The following is a 17,090-nucleotide window of genomic DNA, read 5'->3' on the forward strand; positions in this document are numbered from 1 at the left end:
TACCGGGGGTGAAGTGGCATATGTGGGAGGTCGAGACGGTCACGGCGGCACAGGGATTCACGCTGCGGGTGTTAGCTTTGGATTGGTGATGAGGATCCTGGTCACCGACTTGGACGGTACGTTGCTGGGCGGGGAGATCGCCGACCAGCGTCGGCTGTACGCGGTGTTGGCCCGCCATCCCGAGGTGACGGTGGTTTTCGCCACCGGCCGCGGCGTGGCGTCGGTCGCCGAGGTGCTGTGTGATCCGCTGGTGCCGAGACCACGCTGGATCATCGCCGATGTCGGTGCCACCGTGGTCGACGGCACCGACCTGCGGCCGGTCGGCGATATTCAGGCCCATCTTCGTACCGGATGGCCTGGGACACAACAAGTTCGGCAAGCGTTGAGCCGCTTCGGGCAACTGACATACCAACGGGTGGCGCAGGACGGGCGCTGCTCGTACCACCTGGCACCGGGCCAGCTGACCGATGAACTCACCACCGCTGTCCAGGCGCTCGGATGCCGGTGGCTGTACTCCGCGGACCGCTACTTCGACGTCATGCCGCCCAACGCATCCAAGGGCAACGCCCTGGCGGCGCTGGCCGAAAAGCTCGGTTGGCCAATGGATTCCGTCCTGGTGGCCGGTGATTCGCTCAACGATGCATCGCTGTTCGAACTGGGCACACACGGCGTGATAGTCGGCGCCGCCGAGCCCGCCCTATACCGGGCGGTTCCCCTCGCAGCGCGTATCCATCGCCCCGAACGTCCGGGCGCGGGCGGGATTCTCACAGCACTGCACGCGCTGGGGTGGGTCTCACCGGACAACTGCACCGAGGACCGGCACTGCCTGATAGTCGGCTATCACCGACCACCGGTCCCCCGAAGTGAGCAACGATCACCGTCCAGCCCCAACGGGATTCTCCCCAGCCTGACCGCCCTGTTCGCCCAAGGGTTACCGGGCATCTGGGTCGCCGCTCAGGTCGGCGAGGACGGTGTCGACGCACGCGAGCACGAGGCCCCGTTGTCACTACTGCCGGTAACCCCCGACGAATGGAGCGGCTACTTCCATCGCGCATGCAAGGACACACTGTGGCCGATCCTCATGTCCGAGCCGCACCGCATGCGCTTCGACACCGCGGCCTGGACCCACTATCGCGTGATCAACCAGCGATACGCCGAGCGTATCGGCGATCGAGCAGCGCACGGCGCGACCGTCTGGCTACACGACTACAACCTATGGCTCGTCCCCGGCCTGCTTCGCCGAGTCCGCCCCGATCTGCGCATCGGACTGTTCCACCACACTCCGTTCCCGCCGCCGGCGGTGTTCGCCGCCCTGCCCACCGCAGACGAAATTCGTTCCTCGCTCATACAGTTGAACTGGGCTGGATTTCACACCAATGCCTTCGCCGACAACTTTCGACAAACCCTGACCGGCCAGCCCACACTGCCGACCTTGGGTGTCCATCCGCTGGGTATCGACCGTCCAGCCATCGAAACACTCGCCCGCAGCCGCGCCTCGCGCACACGGCCCAGCCGACACCCATTGGTGCTCTCCGTCGAACGTCTCGATTACACCAAAGCCCCCGTACACAAGGTCGAGGCCATAGCGGCGTTGCTGGAGCAACGGCCGGACCTGCACGGCCGATTGGTGTTCCGGCTCGTCTGCTCACCACCAGAACCAGGCATCTCCGCCTACGACACCACTCGCAGCGCTCTCGAGCGACGCACCACCGAGATCAACGACGCCTGGCGTGTCGGCAGTTGGCAACCGATCGACTACATCCCGCACAACCTGCCGCTCTCCGAGGTGATGGACCACTACCTGGCCGCGGACGTGTTCTGGGTGACCTCCCTGCAGGACGGCATGAACCTGACCGCAAAGGAATTCGTCGCCGCCCAGTCGGCAGTGGCCGGACCCGGCTCCCGGCCCGGGGTGCTGGTGCTGTCCCGCTACGCCGGCGCCGCAACAGAACTCGGCGACGCCGCCCTACTCACCGACCCGCATTCGCCCGAAGACCTCACCGCCACACTCGCCCGCGCACTGTCCCTCGACCACACCGAGCGCCGCACTCGCGCGAAACGTCTGGCCCACCTCTTAGGCCACGACCGCCCCATCGACTGGGCGACCCGCATCATCGACGCCATCCGTGTCCGCACCCCCGACCCGGCCGCAGCGCCGATCACCTACCAGCCGTCCTGATCGCGCAACTCGGCAGATTCGTACATCGCGAAACACGCGGAAATCGGCTACTTTTCGAGCGTTCCGACGTGTCCGAACCCGCAGGCCAGCTGATACGAGATGCTCCTAGCATGCCGGACGGTGCAAGCAAACCGGTTGAGCCAAACCTTGCCTACCAGCAGCGACGACGAACCGAGGGCACTTGCCTGCGAAACGTCTCCGCAGTTCAGCGGGTTTTCTTTTACCTGCACATCGCTTTCGGATTGCCAACAGAACGAAAAGCGCAGGTCAATCGGTTGCCCGTGCGAATCTCCCAGGGAACACAAAACATGGGCAACTGGTCCGACAACTCGCCGGCGCGGCGGGAGAACCTGGGAGGTGGTCCGGCCGTACGAAACTCGAAAGCTCCAGCGCCGTTCCTCCGCAGGGCGGTCGCAGCATGACGATCTCGGTGGCAGTGCCGGCCATGCCGATCACCGTGTCCAGGAACTCGCCTTCGACGGCAATCTCTGATCGGCCGAAGAGGATGGCCCACCATGACAGCGGGTATTCATGTGTGATCCCTTCGGAGTGGAGACGATCAGTCCGACACCCGGTGTACCGCCACGGCGAGTGGTCTCAGGTGACCGACCGCGTCTCCTCGGCCCAGCTGGCGAGTAACCGCAAAGCGGTGTGTGAGGGTGAGCCTTCCTCGACAGTGTGCGCGATCAGTGCTTGGTCCGGATCGTCGGGGAGGCGCAGGGTTTCGAAGCCGAGGTCCAGTTCGCCGACCACCGGGTGCCGGTAGACGTACCGGCCGTGGGTCTTGTCCTTCAGGTGGTGCTCTGCCCACGCTGTCCGGAATTCCGCGCTGGCCGCCGACAGTTCGTCGAGCAGGGCCGCCGTTTCCGGGTCGTCCGGGTGCCGCCCGGCGTCGAGCCGGAGGTAGGCGGCCACGTCGCGGGTCTTTTGCGGCCAGTCGGCGTAGAGGCTGCGCATGCCCTCGTCCAGGAAGACCAGGCGGGCCAGGTTTCGCTGCGTGGGTGGCAGTGCGCCGAAGTCGGTGATCAGCGCGGCGGCGAGACGGTTCCAGGCCAGCACATCGGTGTTGCGGCCGACGATGTACGCGGGCACGTCGGCGGCAGAGTCCAGCAGCCGCCGCAGCCCCGGCCGGACCTGCTGCGACCCATCCGCGTGGTCCCCTTCCGACCAAGGTCGCGCGAGCCGGTAGAAGTGTTGCCGCTCAACATCGTTCAGGCGCAGTGCTCGGGCGACCGCATCCAGCACGGCTTCGGAGAAGTGCAGGGTGCGCCCCTGTTCCAGACGCACATAGTGGTCGACGCTGACTCCGGCGAGCTGCGCGAGCTCCTCCCGGCGCAGCCCAGGTACCCGGCGCCGACCGCCGTAGTCAGGCAGTCCGAGCTCCTCGGGCCGCAGGCGAGCCCGCCGGGACCGCAGGAATTCGCCGAGTTCGGCCCGTCTGTCCAGTGGCATAGGGCCAGTATCCCCGCGCCGGGTGGGCGCGAGCCTGGTCATGTGGTGCCTAGGCTGCGGCCGGCACTGGGTAACCCGAGATACGGCGATCAAGGTTGGAGACACCGGAAACAACACAGCGAAGAAATGAGCACTGCGCAATGACCAACCTGACCGCCATCCCGCTCGGCACCACCGGCATGGACATCACCCGACTCGGCTTCGGTTCGTGGGCCGTATCAGGCTCGGGCTGGACCTTCAGCTGGGGCGCCACGGACGACGCCGAATCGATTGCTGCCATCCGCCACGCGCTCGACGCGGGCGTCAACTGGATCGACACCGCCGCGGTGTACGGCCTGGGCCATTCGGAGGAACTGGTCGGCAAGGCCATCGCCGGCCTGCCGAACGCCGACCGCCCTTATCTTTTCACCAAGGTCGGCCTGGTCTGGGATCCGGAGAATCCGTCGGCCGCCCCTCGACGGATCATGAAGCCCGCCAGCGTGCGCCGCGAGGTCGAAGACTCCTTGCGGCGGCTGGGCGTCGACCACATCGACCTGTATCAGGTCCACTATCCCGACACCGGCGAATCGCTGGAGTACGCCGGTGGCGGGTTCGGCGCGGTATCGCCCAACGCCACCCCGCTGGAGGAGTACTGGCAGGTCATGGCCGACCTGAAGGCCGAAGGCAAGGTCCGGGCCATCGGATTGTCCAATCACACGCCCGACCTGCTCGAGGCCGCCGAGCAGATCGCTCATGTCGATGTCATCCAGCCGCCGTTCTCGGCGATCAACCGGTCCTCCGCCGCCGAGATCGCCTGGGCACGCGCACATGAGACCGGCGTGATCGTCTACTCGCCACTGCAGTCCGGCCTGCTCACCGGGGCCTTTTCCGCCGAGCGTGTGGCCGGTCTGCCCGCTGAGGACTGGCGGAGAGCCCATCACGACTTCAGCACCGGCCTCACCGCCAACCTCCGGTTGGCAGACGCGCTGCGCCCCATCGCCGCACGACACGACGCCACCGTCGCCGAGGTGGCCATCGCCTGGGTGCTGGCCTGGCCGGGTATCACCGGAGCCATCGTCGGTGCACGCAGATCAGACCAGGTCGACGGCTGGATCGGCGCGAACTCGGTGACGCTGACACCGTCGGACCTGGCCGAGATCGCCGCCGCGATCACCGCATCCGGCGCGGGCGCCGGCCCCGCTCAGCCGTGAAAACCCCTACCGCACAGGAGATCACCATGTCATTGACCGTCATCGCCGAGTGCCTGGCCGCGCCCGGGCAGGAGGACCGGCTTCGCACCGCGCTGGAGGCGATGATCGAGCCTTCGCTGGAGGAGCCCGGCTGCCTGGCCTACCGGCCCTACCTCGACCCCAACCACGCAGGCCGGATGGTGATCGTCGAGCAGTGGACCGGCGCGCAGGCACTCGCCGAACACTTCACGTCCGCGCACTTCCGACACGTGCAGCAGGTGCTCGAATTCGTGCTCGCCGAGCCGATGACCATCCGCGAACTCGTCACCGCCCCCACCGGGTGAACCGTCGAGAACCCGGCAGCGGAACACCGAGCGGCTGTTCCCCGGGTGATGAGTTCGGGTTCCTGGCGTTCTTCATGGCATCCGAAGTCCCATCGCGAGCGCATCGCAAAAGTATCAACCTGGCCGACAATGCTGACCGCATGTCCGACCACATCCTCGAGTTGCCGCTGATCGAGCCGGAGACGACGGCCGACGCCACCCGCACTCTCTTCGACACCGCCCAAACCATGTTCGGGATCACGCCCAATCTCGCAAAGGTGCTGGCGCACAGTCCGGCCGCGATGCGCGGGTATCTCGCTCTTGCCGGCTCACTGCGCGGTGACAGCGCGCTGGAGGCGGCGACCCGGACGCGCGTGGGCCTGCTGCTGGCACAGGAGCACCGATGCGATTACGTACTATCGGCCCACAGCTTTCTCGCCTCGCGCGTGGCCGGACTGAGCGAGGACGCAGTGGCCGACGCACGATTCGGCACAGCGTCGGATCCGAAGCAGGCCGCGATCCTGGCCTGGGCGATGGCACTGGTCCGCCGCGGCGGGGCGGTCACCGACCAGGAGCTGGCCGCGGCCCGAGCCATGCTGTCGGTGGCAGAACTCGTCGATGTGGTGGCCGAGATTGCGCTCGGGGTGTTCGACTCCTATTTGTCGCTCGCTGGGCGGGTGCCGATCGACTGGCCGCGGGTGCGCCATACCGATCCGGCTGGCGAGCAGCGATGATGCCGGGTTCGGGCGCTGGTGTTCCCACCCGGCCCGTCGTTGTCGGCGGTACGTCGGTCGGCATGAGGAGCAGTGTCGGGTGATGGGTCCATGCCTTCCTGCCATCGACGACGTTGCGGCGGCCGCCGATCGCATCAAAGGGATCCTCCGACCGCTGACAGTGATCGACGCAGATGCGGATCTCGTCCCGGACGCCGAGATCGTTCTGGCCCTGGAATTCCTGCAGCACACCGGTTCCTTCAAGGCCCGGGGTGCGGCGAACCTGGTGGTTGCTCTGGTGCAGGCGCGACGAATGCCGGCCGCCGGCATCGTCTCGGCCACTGGCGGCAACGCAGACATCGGATTCGCCTGGGCGGCCCAGCGGCTCGGTATTCCCGCGACGGTGTTCCTCGATCGTTCGACTCCCTCGGCCAGGGTCGAACGGCTGCGCAGCCTCGGCGCCGAGGTGCACGTGGCGGGTACGACCAAAGCGGATACGTTGCAGGTCGCCCGGCGATTCCAGGAGCAAACCGGGGCCATCGACGCCTACACCCACGACGACACCCTCACCTGTGCAGGCGCAGGCACCATCCTGCTCGAACTCGCTGCCGCCCGCCCGATGCTGGACACTGTCGTCTGCGCAGTCGGCGCCGGCGGCATGTTCTCCGGCATCGCCGCCGTCGCCGACACCTTGGGTATCCGGCTGGTCGGAGCCGAACCAGAGGGCAGCCAGGCGCTGCACGCTGCGCTGGCCGCAGACGCCGTCTTGGAGGTGGATATCGATTCCATCGCCGCGGAATCCCTGGGCGCGCCCCGAGTGTCACCCGCCGCCCTGGCGTGGGCCAAGACCACCGACGCCCGATCGGTTGTCGTGGACGACGGCGCAATCGTTCACGCGCGCCTGCAGTTGTGGCAGCGCCACCGCATCGCCGTCGAATACGGTTCGGCGGTGGGCCTGGCGGCCGTGCTCACCGGCGCCTACCGGCCCCGGCCCGCGGAGCGGATCGGAATCGTCTTGTGCGGGGCCAATACCGATCCCGCCGACCTGATCGACAACTGACCGAAGGTCGGTGACGATCCCTGCCAGCTCGGTGACCGGATCTGCCGCCGTCCTCGCGCTCGGCCGCCTTCTGCCGTTCAATTTCGGTCATCACAGTGTGTCCCTGACCTGCAGGGACTTCAGGAGAGGCGAAGCAGTGACCGAATTTGTGGAGTTGACCGGTGGCCGGATCGCCTACGACACGCTCGGGGACGGGCCGCTCGTGCTATTGGCACACGGCATGGGCGACCATCGCCAGGTGTACCGGGCCGTCGTACCGCGGCTGGCCGCGGCAGGCTACCGGGTTGTCAATATGGACATTCGCGGGCATGGCCAGTCGTCTATGGACTGGGTGTCGCAGACCGGGCGGGCAGTCATCAGCCGGACCGATGTAGCGCGGGATATGGTCGGGGTGATCGAGCACTTCGGCGGTCCGGCGGTGATCATCGGGCATTCGATTTCCGGGGGCGCGGCGACGATCGCTGCCGCCACCGCACCGGAGCTGGTCGCGGGCATCGTGCAGATAAACCCTTTCACCCTGGCCCAAAAGTTCAGCGTGCCGGGTTTCTGCAGGGTTCGCCGGTATCGGCAGGGGATGCTGCGGCTCGGCATGACCGCAACGGGAAGCCTGCGATGGTGGCTGCGCTACCTCGACGTGGCCTACCCGACCAAGCCGGCCGACCACGCAGAGTACACGGCGGCATTGGCTGCCACGCTGCGCGAGCCAGGGCGGATGGCGGAATTCATGAAGGTCGAGTCCCAGCCGACCGACGCGCACGCGCAGCTGCCCAATGTCGCCTGCCCAGCGCTGGTGATCATGGGCACCTCGGACCCGGATTTCGTCGATCCGACGGCCGAGGGCGAAGCGGTCCTCTCCGCGATGCCGCCGGGTATCGGGCAGCTCGCGACCATCGCCGGCGGCCACTACCTTCATGCTGAAAAGCCCGACGCCACAGCAGAACTCATTGTCGACTTTCTCGCGACCCGGGTGGCGGAAAACCGAGTCGGCTGACGACATGTCCCCCTCGGGCTGCCGGCTCGCATACCCGGCACACCCCCCGCCAAGCGGATACCCGCCCTGCACTTCGGCGTCGGAAAGTTCGGAGGGCCGTCATAATGTCGGCGTGCTTACTCGGACGGTCGTGTTTGTCGTCTACGACGGTTTCCAGCTGCTCGACCTGGCGGGTCCGCTGGATGTGTTCGCTACGGCCAACCATGCAGTGGGCGGTCCGGCCTATCGACTGATCACGGCGTCACCGGGCGGCCGGACGATCGAACTCGCGGGCGGGGTGAGCTTCGCTGTCGACCGAGCACTGGAGGAGGTTGCTGCGACCACCGAGGTGATCGACACCCTGCTCGTGGTCGGGGGGTTCGGGGCATTCGTGCCGGAGACGTCGTCGGAGGTGGCACAGCAACTGCCCGCACTCGCGCGGAGGTCCCAGCGAATCACCTCGGTGTGCGCGGGCGCGTTGGTGCTGGCCGCAGCAGGGCTGCTGAACGGGTACCGAGCCACCACGCACTGGGGGGCGGGTGATCATCTGGCCCGCGCATTTCCGCTGGTAAGAGTGGAGGTGGACCGGATTTGCGTCCACGACCGCAATCGGTGGACGTCGGCCGGGGTCAGTGCGGGAATCGATATGGCGCTGGCTTTGGTGGACGCCGATCTCGGCGCCGAGATCGCGCAGCTGATCGCCCGCCAACTGGTCATTTACGTCCATCGGGCGGGCGGGCAGGAACAGTTCAGCGCGCAGCTGCGCAGCCAGCCCGCCCGGACACCATCGATCCGGGCAGTACAGCAATGGCTGCCCGACCACCTGACCGGGGATCTGACAATCGCAGCGCTGGCCACCCGAGCGGGGATGAGCGAACGCACCTTTGCGCGGTCCTTCCGCGCCGAGACCGGTACCACTCCAGCACATTTCATCGAGACCCTGCGGCTGGAGGCCGCTCGCCGATTGCTCGAGAGCACCGACCTCACCGTCGACGCGATTGCCCGCACGGTCGGCTACAAGCACGGCAAGACACTGCACCGGTTGATCGCCCGGCGGCTGTCCACCACCCCCGACGCTTACCGACAGCAGATTGCCTCCACCACTGCCACGCATCCCCAGCTCAACCCTGCGTGAGCAGAATTATCTAGCCGACGGGACCCTCATGTGTCCCGATTGCGACCTGTACCAAGGGTTTTCGGAGCGTACGAGTCGCAATCGGGGAGCATGAGTTACTGCTTGACAAGCGCATCGCTCGCGTCGGCTCGGAATCTCCCAGACGATATCCGCCGACGCTGCGGCGTTCGTGTCAGCGGCCATCGCGTTGCCGCCAGCAAATGTTGCCGAGTGTGTTGTGGGCGCGTGCTTCCTCGAAGCGATCCCCGCTCGTCCGGGCCGCGGTCAATGCCTGCTCCGAATACCGTGTTGCGTCCGGGTATTCGCCCTGCCTCCAGCAAGTCCAGCCGAGGTCGGTCAGCGCCCGCGCCTCACCGGAGCCATCGGCGAGCCTGCGGTTGGCCGCCAGTGCGACCGCGTGCAGCCGGACCGCGTCGGCATGGGCCGCTACGATCGCGGCCGCATAGGCGCGCAGCAGATCATGCAACAGATAACGCCCGGGTTCCTGCTGTGCGGTGAGGCGGTGAGCGACATGGACGGCCAGCGCGGTCTTGCCGACCCCGGCCATACCGTCGACAGCGACGACACCGCCCGAGCCGCAGGGGGCGGCGCCGAGCCGATTCAGTTCGGCTTCCCGGCCCGCGAAATCGGGAATGTCGTAGGGCAGGAAGTTCGTTCGGCGCGGCGGAGGATTCGGCGACGGCGGCGGGGTGGGAGACGACGTGGCCGGTCGATGAGACTCGACAGGTTCCGCGTCGGTGTGGTTCGCGGGCAACCGCAACCTGGGATCGTCGCGCAGGATCGCCTGTTCCAGCTCGGAAAATGACGATCCCGGGTCCAGCCCGTGCCGTTCGACGAGTGTGTTTCTCAGTGAGCGGGCCGTGGCCAGCGCGTCGCTCTGCCGTCCGGACCGATACAGCGCAAGCATCAACTGGCCGGCGAGCCGTTCCCGCAACGGGTTCTCGGCCAGCGCTGCGATCAGTTCATCCAGCAGGAGTTCGTGACTGCCCAGCGACAACTCCAGGTCCATCAGTCGCTCGAACGCGCTGAGCCGCTGCTCGTGCAACCGGGCGCGGGCACCGGCCACATAATCGGCAGTCAGATCGGCCAGAGCGTCCCCTCGCCACAGCGCCAGTCCCGTGCGCAATTTCGCGGCAGCGGCGTGAGTATCCGCCTCGCGTGTGGCGGCGGCGACGTGACCGGTGAACTCGGCGAGGTCGAACTGATCCGGCGTCGGATGCGCAACGTACCCGGCGGCCCGGGTTTCGATGACCGACGCGGCGTCGGTGTTGCGCAGGACCCGTCGGATCGCGGTGAGAGCGGCGTGGATCTGTGCGCGGGCGGTGACGGGCGCATCGAGTCCCCAGACGGCGTCGATGAGCCGATCGATGGTGCAGACTCTGCCGTCGTTGAGGAGCAGGTAGGTGAGCACTCCGCGGTGGCGAGGAGCCAAAGCCGTGGCTTGCCCGTCGACAGTGATCTCGACGGGCCCGAGAATCGAGAAATGTACCTGCATGGGTTGCGATGAGATCAATGCGCTGTGTCCGTTCCGGAAGGGCGATGGGCCGGGACGCAGGGCGCGTTCTGGGAACAGTTCGCTCGCGACGCCGGGCACCGGATCCGATGGAACGGCGACCGGTACCCCGACGGCCAGTTGTTCGTCGATCTGCAGGCATACGCGGCCGATGGCGCCGCGCTCGCTCCGGCCGCCGCACTGGAAATATTGTTGCGCCAGATCGGAATTCCGCCCAATCGCATCCCGGCCGACGAGAGCGATCGGGGCGCGCTGTGGCGCACCGAGCTGATCGGTCGCCGAATCGTCACCGTGCTCGACAACGCCGCAGACACCAACCATATTCGTCCGCTGCTGCCTGCCGCCACCGACAGCCTGATACTGATCACCAGCCGCAGACGGCTGGTCGATCTCGATGGCGCACAGGCTGTTTCAATGCAGGTACTGCCACCCCGCGATGCCGTGGCACTGTTCGAGCAGATCGTCGGTGAACGAGCCGCTGCGCAGCCGGTGGCGGCTCTCGATGTGCTGCAGCTGTGCGGATTTCTGCCACTGGCGGTACGGATCGCGGCAGCCCGACTGCTGCACCGCCCGCAATGGACCGTGTCTTACCTGGCGGAACGGCTACGCGACGAGCGCCGGCGCCTCGCCGAGTTGTCAACCTCCGAACGCGGCGTCGCCGCGGCCTTCGCGCTGTCCTACAGTCAACTCACCTCCGGCCAGCAGCGCATGTTCCGGCTGCTCGGCCTGCTCCCCGGCCGCGACGTCGACCCGGCCGCGGCGGCCGCCCTGGCCGGCCTGCCCTGCTCCGACGACGCCGAACTGGTGCTCGAGGGTCTGTTGGATGTGCATGCCGCCAGTGTGAGTATCCGTCCAGATAGGGCCGCAGCGTTGCGGCCATATCGCGTGCATAGGCCGGCCGATCGTGATCTGCGGCATGGAGGGTGGCTGCGATGAGATTGTCGCGTTCGGCATGCAACCACGCTGCCGCGGCGTCCGGGTCCTCGAAAGCAGTGATCGTGACGGTGGCGGGCGGCAATGGACTGCGGTCGGCGGCGCTGTGGCGGAACCGCAGATCCACCGCGGCCCGGGCGGTATGCAGATAATGGTCGAGCAGCTGGGACAGCGAATCGTCGCGCGCAATGTCGGACTCGTCGGCACCTTGCCGAGGCGTACGGCCATTTCCAGACCGCGCTCCGGCTCACCCGCGAGATCGGTAATCGCAGCGGCGAAGCCCATGTCCTCGGCAGTCTCGCGCTGGTTCTCGACGAGAGCCAGTATCCCCAGGCCCGCGACCATCTCGATCGGGCGCTGCTGCTGCACCGCCAGGCGGACAACCAGCTGGGAGAAGCCTTGGTGCTCGACAAGCTCGGCACACTGTGCCGCCGACACGGAATGCTCGACGAGGCCCACCGCTATCACCGCCAGGCGGTCGAGCTGTTCGGCTCGCTCGGCAATCGCAGCGACATGGCGGCCGCGCTGAACGGGCTGGGCGAGACCGTCCGCGCCTGCGACGATGCCGCACAGGCGATCCGCGATCACTCCGCCGCGCTCGAACTCGCGACGGAGACGGGCAACACGCCCGCGCTCGCCGGCGCCCATGATGGGCTGGCGCGAGCCCATCACCTTCGCGGCCAGTTGGACCTGGCTCGCAGGCAGGCCGCGCTCGCATTGAATCTGTTCGAGACACTCGGCCTACCGGAGGCCGGCGACGTGGCGGACTTTCTGGCCGGACTGCCGTAGCCATCCCCGAGCGACTCATCGACGATGCAGGCGCGTCGCCGGTCCCATCGCGGCCACATCGCAGAAGTATCAACCCGGCGGCCGACGCTGTCCTGGTGCATTTACGCAACAGGAGTAAACATCAATGACCATCGCCTCGAAACTTTCTTCTCGCGCACTGCAATTGGCGAAATGGGTGCCCGCAGCCGCCGTGCTGACCGAGACCGCGGTCGGTTCCTACTGGGACCTGGCCCGCACCCCCTACGTCCGTGAGGTGTTCAGCGAACTCGGGTATCCGATGTATTTCGCGACCATCCTCGGCGCGGCCAAGGTCGCGGTGCTGGTCGCGCTCCTCACGCCCGGCCACCCGCGCACGAAAGAATGGGCCTACGCCGGATTGTTTTTCGTTTACGGCGGGGCCGCAGCCTCACACCTGGCCGTCGGCGACAGCCCGGACAAGTGGGGCGGGCCACTGCTGTTCGCCGCCTTCACCGTCGCCACCCGCGCGGCGCTGCCCACCGGCGTCGCCATCACACGGTCCGCATCGCTGAACAAACTCGGTGCTCTCCAGCACCGACCGCAGCATGCCTGAGCCACACCGAACCTGATATCAGGAGAAAGGAAATCATCATGTCAACCAATGCGAACACCACACAGGAGCTGACCGGCTCGCGGCTGCCCAACCCACAACAACTCGTTCCGGAAATGGGCGACGTCGCCAAGGCACTGTTCAAGGCCACCGGCAACGGCTCGGTCCCGCGGACCACGATCGGCCTGATCCAGTTGCGCGCCGGACAGATCGTCGGAAGCACCTATTTGGTGCTGCAGCAGGCAGGCGGCCTGCGTAAGGCAGGTGAGTCCGAAGAACGCATCGCGGCCGTGGTGACCTGGCAGGACGCCCCCTACTTCACCGACGCCGAACGCGCCGCGCTCGCCCTGGTCGAGGCTGTCCTGCAACCGTCGCCCGAGGGCACGCGGGTGTCCGACGAGCTGTACACGCAGGCCAGTGCCCACTACGACGACAAGGCATTGGCCACCCTGGCGATGGCAATTGGGCAGGTGAACTTCTTCGTCCCGGTGGCCGTCATCGGCAAGCCGATCCCCGGCGTATCGCCCGTAGCACAGTGGACACCTGTTGCGGGACAGTAAATCCCGCGCCCGACGGGACGCGGTCGCAATGCCGATGGGCACGGCGACCGCGCTTTCCCGGCTTACGCTGGGCATCTCGCGCCCTGTGCACCAGAGCCGAAGGTGCGACAGAGCCGTTAACTGGACAGACCCCGAGTTGCCGGTTGAGGTTCCCCCGCTTGGCCGGAGAGCGAATTATCTGGTTCCGGCTGGAACCTGTTGAAAATAGCTGGACAAGATCTCTGGAAAATCCCTGGCGTACACCAGATCTGCGCAGTCGGCACCACCTAGATCGCCGTCATCGCCAACAATCAGATGGTCCTGCTCGACAGGAGCACCGGCAAGCAACTCGAGTACACCACCCGCCCATCTTCCTGCGACAACGTAGCGGGCGGCTATACATTCAACGAGGAGGGAAAAGTCTACAAACTCGTCGACTACTCGGTGCGGCATGCTCGGCTCCGTCGCAGTCTGGAGCGAGGAAGCACGCTACACGTCCGAACATCCGCTATCCGCAGACCGTTAGTCGGTGGGGCGGTCCCGAGGCCCTCGATGGTGACCTCGACGGTTTCCCCGTTCTGGATGTAGACCGGGTGCTTCCGGGCGTGACCGACACCGCCGGGAGTTCCGGTGCAGATGACGTCACCCGGTTGCAGGGTGACGATGTGGGAGATGATGACGGCGAGTTCACCGTCCCAATCACATTGCGCCGCGGCATAGGTCGGGACGATGACGTTGTCGTACGGCCCGGTCAGCGCTTCCCGGAACTTGGCGAACAAGGTCGGATATGCGGGTAGTTCCCGCCCCATCTAACCGAACCACGCCGAGACCACAACTGGCTTGTGTGGCAACGATTGTCGGCTCGGAAGTCCTCGCGGTTTCGAGCGAGCCGCTCGAACGGATCGCGCGAATCTCGCACTCCGATCGGCGATTCCGGGTTCAGCTCGCTACGTCCGGAGGCTGGCCATCGTGATCGCGTCCAGGTCGTAGGGAATCGCCAGGGGCGCATACGCATTCAAGTGCCGCCCCTGGCGTGGCAGCCGAATCCACTGCGTGCCAGCGATTTTCGTAGAATCCCCATCATCGGGAATATGCGAAGGGCAACGGTGACCCCGGCATCGGGTTTACTTGCAGGATCCAGCCCTCGCTGCAATGGAGCGTCTACGTGGGGTCAGATTCGTCGGCAGCCGCCCACCCCGGTGGCATCGTCCCGCCGGGTTTCCTCGACCTCAGGTCGGGTGCCGGCGAATTCCTTGTGGTGGCAGTCGATTTCGACCTCACCAGCCGCGGTGAAGCAGGGTTCCGTGACCTCGCGGCGCTGCTGCCCGAGCCGGTGGCGGTCTGGCTGACCGCCCAGCCACCCGCGAGCGTCGCCGACACCGCGTCGGGCGAGGCCTACACCGCGTGGTGGTGGGAACGGCTTGCCGCCTCCGGAGCGGAGATCGACGCGATACTCGGATATTGCGCGGGCAGCGTGTTCGCCTCCGCCCTCGCCGATGAGGTGGCGCGACAGCAAGGCCGCCGACCTGCCACCATTGTTTTCAATCCCGGTCGGCCCACCAGGGATTCGGTATTCCGCGACATTCGCACCACCCTCACTGCACTATCCCCGCTGTCGGCGGCCGAACGCGACGACCTCATCGGCGAAGCGAGCGCCCTGCTTTTGGAGTGGCCGCGGGATGTTCCCGGCATCCTGGATCGGCTCCTGGCGCTCTACCGCGATGCCGCGCGCGACGCCTTCGAACGAGTCGGTGTCGCACCGGACGTCGGTGCCGAGCTGATCGATGTATTCGCCTCCTACACAGCATATTTGAGGGCGGCGTCGACCATGGCGCCGCACCCTCGGTGGTCATCGGCGACCGCCGTGATCTCTGCCGAAGACGACGGGGAACTGGGTTTCACCGCGCACCGCATCCCCACCGCGATCGGCCGCCGCGACCTGTTGCGGACACCCCAGGTCGCACGCCTGGTCCTGAACGCGATGCAGCCGGAAGGTAGGAGATGACATGGCGACCGGCACATCCACTGTCGCAGAACTGTTCCGCGAACAGGTGCACCGGAGCGGCCATGCCACGGCTGTCGTGCACCCGCACGGGCGACTGAGCTACCGCCAGCTCGACGACGCGTCCACACATCAGGCCCGAGCGTTGCACCGCCACGGAGTGCGCCGCGGCCATCTCGTCGCGGTGTACCTCGACAACTCCGTCGATCTCGTCATTGCGTTGCTCGCGATTGTCAAGAGCGGGGCGGGTTATCTGCCGCTGGCCGTGACCGATCCGCCGCGGCGTACCGAGGCGCTGCTGCGGGCAGCCGAACCGCAGCTCGTGCTGGTCGACCAGCACAGCCCACAGTGGATGTCCGGACTCGCTTCCATCGTCCCGATGGGCGTGGAGACCGGCGACGACGATTCTCCCGGCAATCCGCTACTCGGCCCGGCGCCACACGATGCCGCCTACGTCATCCACACGTCCGGTTCCACCGGCCGACCCAAGGGCGTCATCATCGAACACGGTGCCCTCGCAACGTATCTCCGTTGGGCCGTGACGTCGTATCCGGGCCTGGCCGGCCTGGTGCGCGTGCATTCCTCGCCAGCGTTCGACATGGCGGTGACAAGTCTGTTCGGCCCGCTGGTCGCGGGCGGAACGCTCGATGTCGCGTCCCTGGACGACGGCAGGGGGACCTGCGATACGCCGACATTTCTCAAGGTGACTCCCGCGCACCTGTCGCTGCTGCGCTCCACATTCGCGCACTGCGCGCCCACCTCGGATCTCATAGTGGGTGGCGAAGCGCTCACCGGTGCGGTGCTCACCGACTGGCGACGTGAGAATCCGGCGGTCACCGTCGTCAACGAGTACGGGCCCACCGAGGCCACGGTGGGCTGTTGTGTCCACCGGGTGGGGCCGGGCGATGCACTCGCACCCGGGCCCGTCCCCATCGGCCTGGCCACCCCGGGGACCCGGCTGTACCTGCTCGACTCCCGACTCCTTCCCGTCGACGAGGGTGAGTTGTACATCGCCGGGTCACAACTCGCGCGCGGCTACCTGCGTAGCCCCGGGCTCACGGCCGCCGCCTTCGTCGCGGACCCGCTCGGGCCGCCCGGCACTCGGATGTACCGCAGCGGCGACCGCGTCCGCCGCCGAGACGATGACCTGCTCGAGTTCGCGGGCCGGGTCGACGACCAGCTGTCCATCAACGGATTCCGGGTCGAGCCAGGCGAAATCGCCGACATGCTCACCCGGGCCGCCGACGTGGATCGAGCTGCGGTGGTCGCTCGCGATGACGGATCCGCGGACACAGGGCTCGTCGCGTACGCCACACCGGCGCCCGGCGCCACCCCGACCGCAGCCGCTCTGCGGCAGTACCTGGCCGACCGACTTCCGGGACACCTTGTGCCGACGACCATCGTGCTGCTCGAAGCGTTCCCCCTGACCCCGAATGGCAAGCTCGACTACGCCGCACTGCCGGAACCCGCTGAAAGCGCTGGGAGGCAGGGGGATTCGTCCGCGACACCGCAGACGCCCACAGAACAGCTCGTGTGTGAGCTGATGGCCGAACTGCTCGAACTCGACGAGGTCGGCGTCGATGACGACTTCTTCGCCCTCGGCGGAACCAGTCTGGCCGCCGCGCGTCTGGTGACCCGGGCCCGCCGCAGCGGCGTGGATTTCACCCTCACCGATGTGCTGAGCCACCGCACGGTGCGCAGGTTGCTCGGTCCCCCCTTCCGCCCGGCATGGCACTGAGGAGACG

At 66.9% G+C, this 17,090-nt stretch carries 15 protein-coding genes and 1 pseudogene; 13 read left to right on the forward strand and 3 right to left on the reverse strand.

Going from position 1 to position 17,090, the window contains the following annotated elements:
• Positions 1-88: 88 nt before the first annotated feature.
• The gene (locus OIE68_RS10070; RefSeq protein ID WP_327099107.1) at positions 89-2,179 is read left to right on the forward strand and encodes a trehalose-6-phosphate synthase; all 2,091 of its coding nucleotides are present in this window, start codon (positions 89-91) and stop codon (positions 2,177-2,179) included.
• Between the two features lie 597 nt (positions 2,180-2,776).
• Here OIE68_RS10070 and OIE68_RS10080 read toward each other — a convergent pair.
• Entirely contained in the window at positions 2,777-3,631 is an 855-nt protein-coding gene (locus OIE68_RS10080) for a helix-turn-helix transcriptional regulator (RefSeq protein WP_327099108.1), read from the reverse strand.
• Positions 3,632-3,771: 140 nt separating this feature from the next.
• On the opposite strand from OIE68_RS10080, the gene OIE68_RS10085 reads away from it, so the two are divergent.
• The 6 genes from OIE68_RS10085 (at position 3,772) to OIE68_RS10110 (ending at position 9,001) form a co-directional block, all read left to right on the forward strand.
• Positions 3,772-4,821, forward strand: a complete 1,050-nt coding sequence (locus tag OIE68_RS10085) for an aldo/keto reductase (protein WP_327099109.1) — start codon at positions 3,772-3,774, stop codon at positions 4,819-4,821.
• 26 nt (positions 4,822-4,847) lie between these two features.
• Positions 4,848-5,144, forward strand: a complete 297-nt coding sequence (locus OIE68_RS10090; RefSeq protein WP_327099110.1) for a putative quinol monooxygenase — start codon at positions 4,848-4,850, stop codon at positions 5,142-5,144.
• Positions 5,145-5,284: 140 nt separating this feature from the next.
• The gene (locus OIE68_RS10095; RefSeq protein WP_327099111.1) at positions 5,285-5,857 is read left to right on the forward strand and encodes a carboxymuconolactone decarboxylase family protein; all 573 of its coding nucleotides are present in this window, start codon (positions 5,285-5,287) and stop codon (positions 5,855-5,857) included.
• An 82-nt stretch (positions 5,858-5,939) separates the two neighbouring features.
• On the forward strand, positions 5,940-6,896 hold the full coding sequence (locus tag OIE68_RS10100) for a pyridoxal-phosphate dependent enzyme (protein WP_327101629.1): 957 nt from the start codon (positions 5,940-5,942) through the stop codon (positions 6,894-6,896).
• Positions 6,897-6,906: 10 nt separating this feature from the next.
• Positions 6,907-7,887, forward strand: a complete 981-nt coding sequence (locus OIE68_RS10105; protein WP_327099112.1) for an alpha/beta hydrolase — start codon at positions 6,907-6,909, stop codon at positions 7,885-7,887.
• Positions 7,888-7,999: 112 nt separating this feature from the next.
• Positions 8,000-9,001 carry a GlxA family transcriptional regulator gene (locus tag OIE68_RS10110; RefSeq protein ID WP_327099113.1) on the forward strand — a complete coding sequence of 334 codons (1,002 nt, stop codon included), beginning with the start codon at positions 8,000-8,002 and terminating at the stop codon, positions 8,999-9,001.
• A 172-nt stretch (positions 9,002-9,173) separates the two neighbouring features.
• Here OIE68_RS10110 and OIE68_RS10115 read toward each other — a convergent pair whose 3' ends face one another.
• Positions 9,174-10,496 (reverse strand): AfsR/SARP family transcriptional regulator, encoded by a 1,323-nt coding sequence (locus OIE68_RS10115; RefSeq protein WP_327099114.1) that lies wholly within the window; start codon positions 10,494-10,496, stop codon positions 9,174-9,176.
• A gap of 24 nt (positions 10,497-10,520) precedes the next feature.
• On the opposite strand from OIE68_RS10115, the gene OIE68_RS10120 reads away from it, so the two are divergent.
• From OIE68_RS10120 to OIE68_RS10135, 4 genes are all read left to right on the forward strand, one after another.
• Entirely contained in the window at positions 10,521-11,450 is a 930-nt protein-coding gene (locus OIE68_RS10120; protein ID WP_327099115.1) for a hypothetical protein, read from the forward strand.
• An 81-nt stretch (positions 11,451-11,531) separates the two neighbouring features.
• Positions 11,532-12,236, forward strand: coding sequence for a tetratricopeptide repeat protein (locus tag OIE68_RS10125; protein WP_327099116.1), 705 nt, complete (start codon positions 11,532-11,534; stop codon positions 12,234-12,236).
• Positions 12,237-12,360: 124 nt separating this feature from the next.
• Positions 12,361-12,807: a DoxX family protein gene (locus OIE68_RS10130; protein WP_327099118.1), complete on the forward strand. Its 447-nt coding sequence runs from the start codon at positions 12,361-12,363 to the stop codon at positions 12,805-12,807.
• Positions 12,808-12,845: 38 nt separating this feature from the next.
• The gene (locus OIE68_RS10135; RefSeq protein ID WP_327099119.1) at positions 12,846-13,364 is read left to right on the forward strand and encodes a carboxymuconolactone decarboxylase family protein; all 519 of its coding nucleotides are present in this window, start codon (positions 12,846-12,848) and stop codon (positions 13,362-13,364) included.
• Positions 13,365-13,780: 416 nt separating this feature from the next.
• On the opposite strand, the pseudogene OIE68_RS10140 reads toward OIE68_RS10135, so the two are convergent.
• Positions 13,781-14,152, reverse strand: a pseudogene (locus OIE68_RS10140) (fumarylacetoacetate hydrolase family protein); the annotation flags it as partial.
• Positions 14,153-14,508: 356 nt separating this feature from the next.
• Here OIE68_RS10140 and OIE68_RS10145 point away from each other — a divergent pair.
• Positions 14,509-15,348 (forward strand): hypothetical protein, encoded by an 840-nt coding sequence (locus tag OIE68_RS10145; RefSeq protein WP_327099120.1) that lies wholly within the window; start codon positions 14,509-14,511, stop codon positions 15,346-15,348.
• A gap of 1 nt (position 15,349) precedes the next feature.
• Entirely contained in the window at positions 15,350-17,083 is a 1,734-nt protein-coding gene (locus tag OIE68_RS10150; protein ID WP_327099121.1) for a non-ribosomal peptide synthetase, read from the forward strand.
• Positions 17,084-17,090: the final 7 nt, after the last annotated feature.

The sequence above is a fragment of the Nocardia vinacea genome, assembly GCF_035920345.1.
GTDB lineage: Bacteria > Actinomycetota > Actinomycetes > Mycobacteriales > Mycobacteriaceae > Nocardia > Nocardia vinacea_A.

Excerpts from the sequence above, each read along its gene's own strand:
- OIE68_RS10070 (WP_327099107.1), top strand. The coding sequence starts at position 89 with ATGAGGATCCTGGTCACCGACTTGGACGGTACGTTGCTGGGCGGGGAG.
- OIE68_RS10080 (WP_327099108.1), bottom strand. The coding sequence starts at position 3,631 with ATGCCACTGGACAGACGGGCCGAACTCGGCGAATTCCTGCGGTCCCGG.
- OIE68_RS10085 (WP_327099109.1), top strand. The coding sequence starts at position 3,772 with ATGACCAACCTGACCGCCATCCCGCTCGGCACCACCGGCATGGACATC.
- OIE68_RS10090 (WP_327099110.1), top strand. The coding sequence starts at position 4,848 with ATGTCATTGACCGTCATCGCCGAGTGCCTGGCCGCGCCCGGGCAGGAG.
- OIE68_RS10095 (WP_327099111.1), top strand. The coding sequence starts at position 5,285 with ATGTCCGACCACATCCTCGAGTTGCCGCTGATCGAGCCGGAGACGACG.
- OIE68_RS10100 (WP_327101629.1), top strand. The coding sequence starts at position 5,940 with ATGGGTCCATGCCTTCCTGCCATCGACGACGTTGCGGCGGCCGCCGAT.
- OIE68_RS10115 (WP_327099114.1), bottom strand. The coding sequence starts at position 10,496 with ATGCAGGTACATTTCTCGATTCTCGGGCCCGTCGAGATCACTGTCGAC.
- OIE68_RS10125 (WP_327099116.1), top strand. The coding sequence starts at position 11,532 with ATGGACTGCGGTCGGCGGCGCTGTGGCGGAACCGCAGATCCACCGCGG.
- OIE68_RS10130 (WP_327099118.1), top strand. The coding sequence starts at position 12,361 with ATGACCATCGCCTCGAAACTTTCTTCTCGCGCACTGCAATTGGCGAAA.
- OIE68_RS10135 (WP_327099119.1), top strand. The coding sequence starts at position 12,846 with ATGTCAACCAATGCGAACACCACACAGGAGCTGACCGGCTCGCGGCTG.
- OIE68_RS10150 (WP_327099121.1), top strand. The coding sequence starts at position 15,350 with ATGGCGACCGGCACATCCACTGTCGCAGAACTGTTCCGCGAACAGGTG.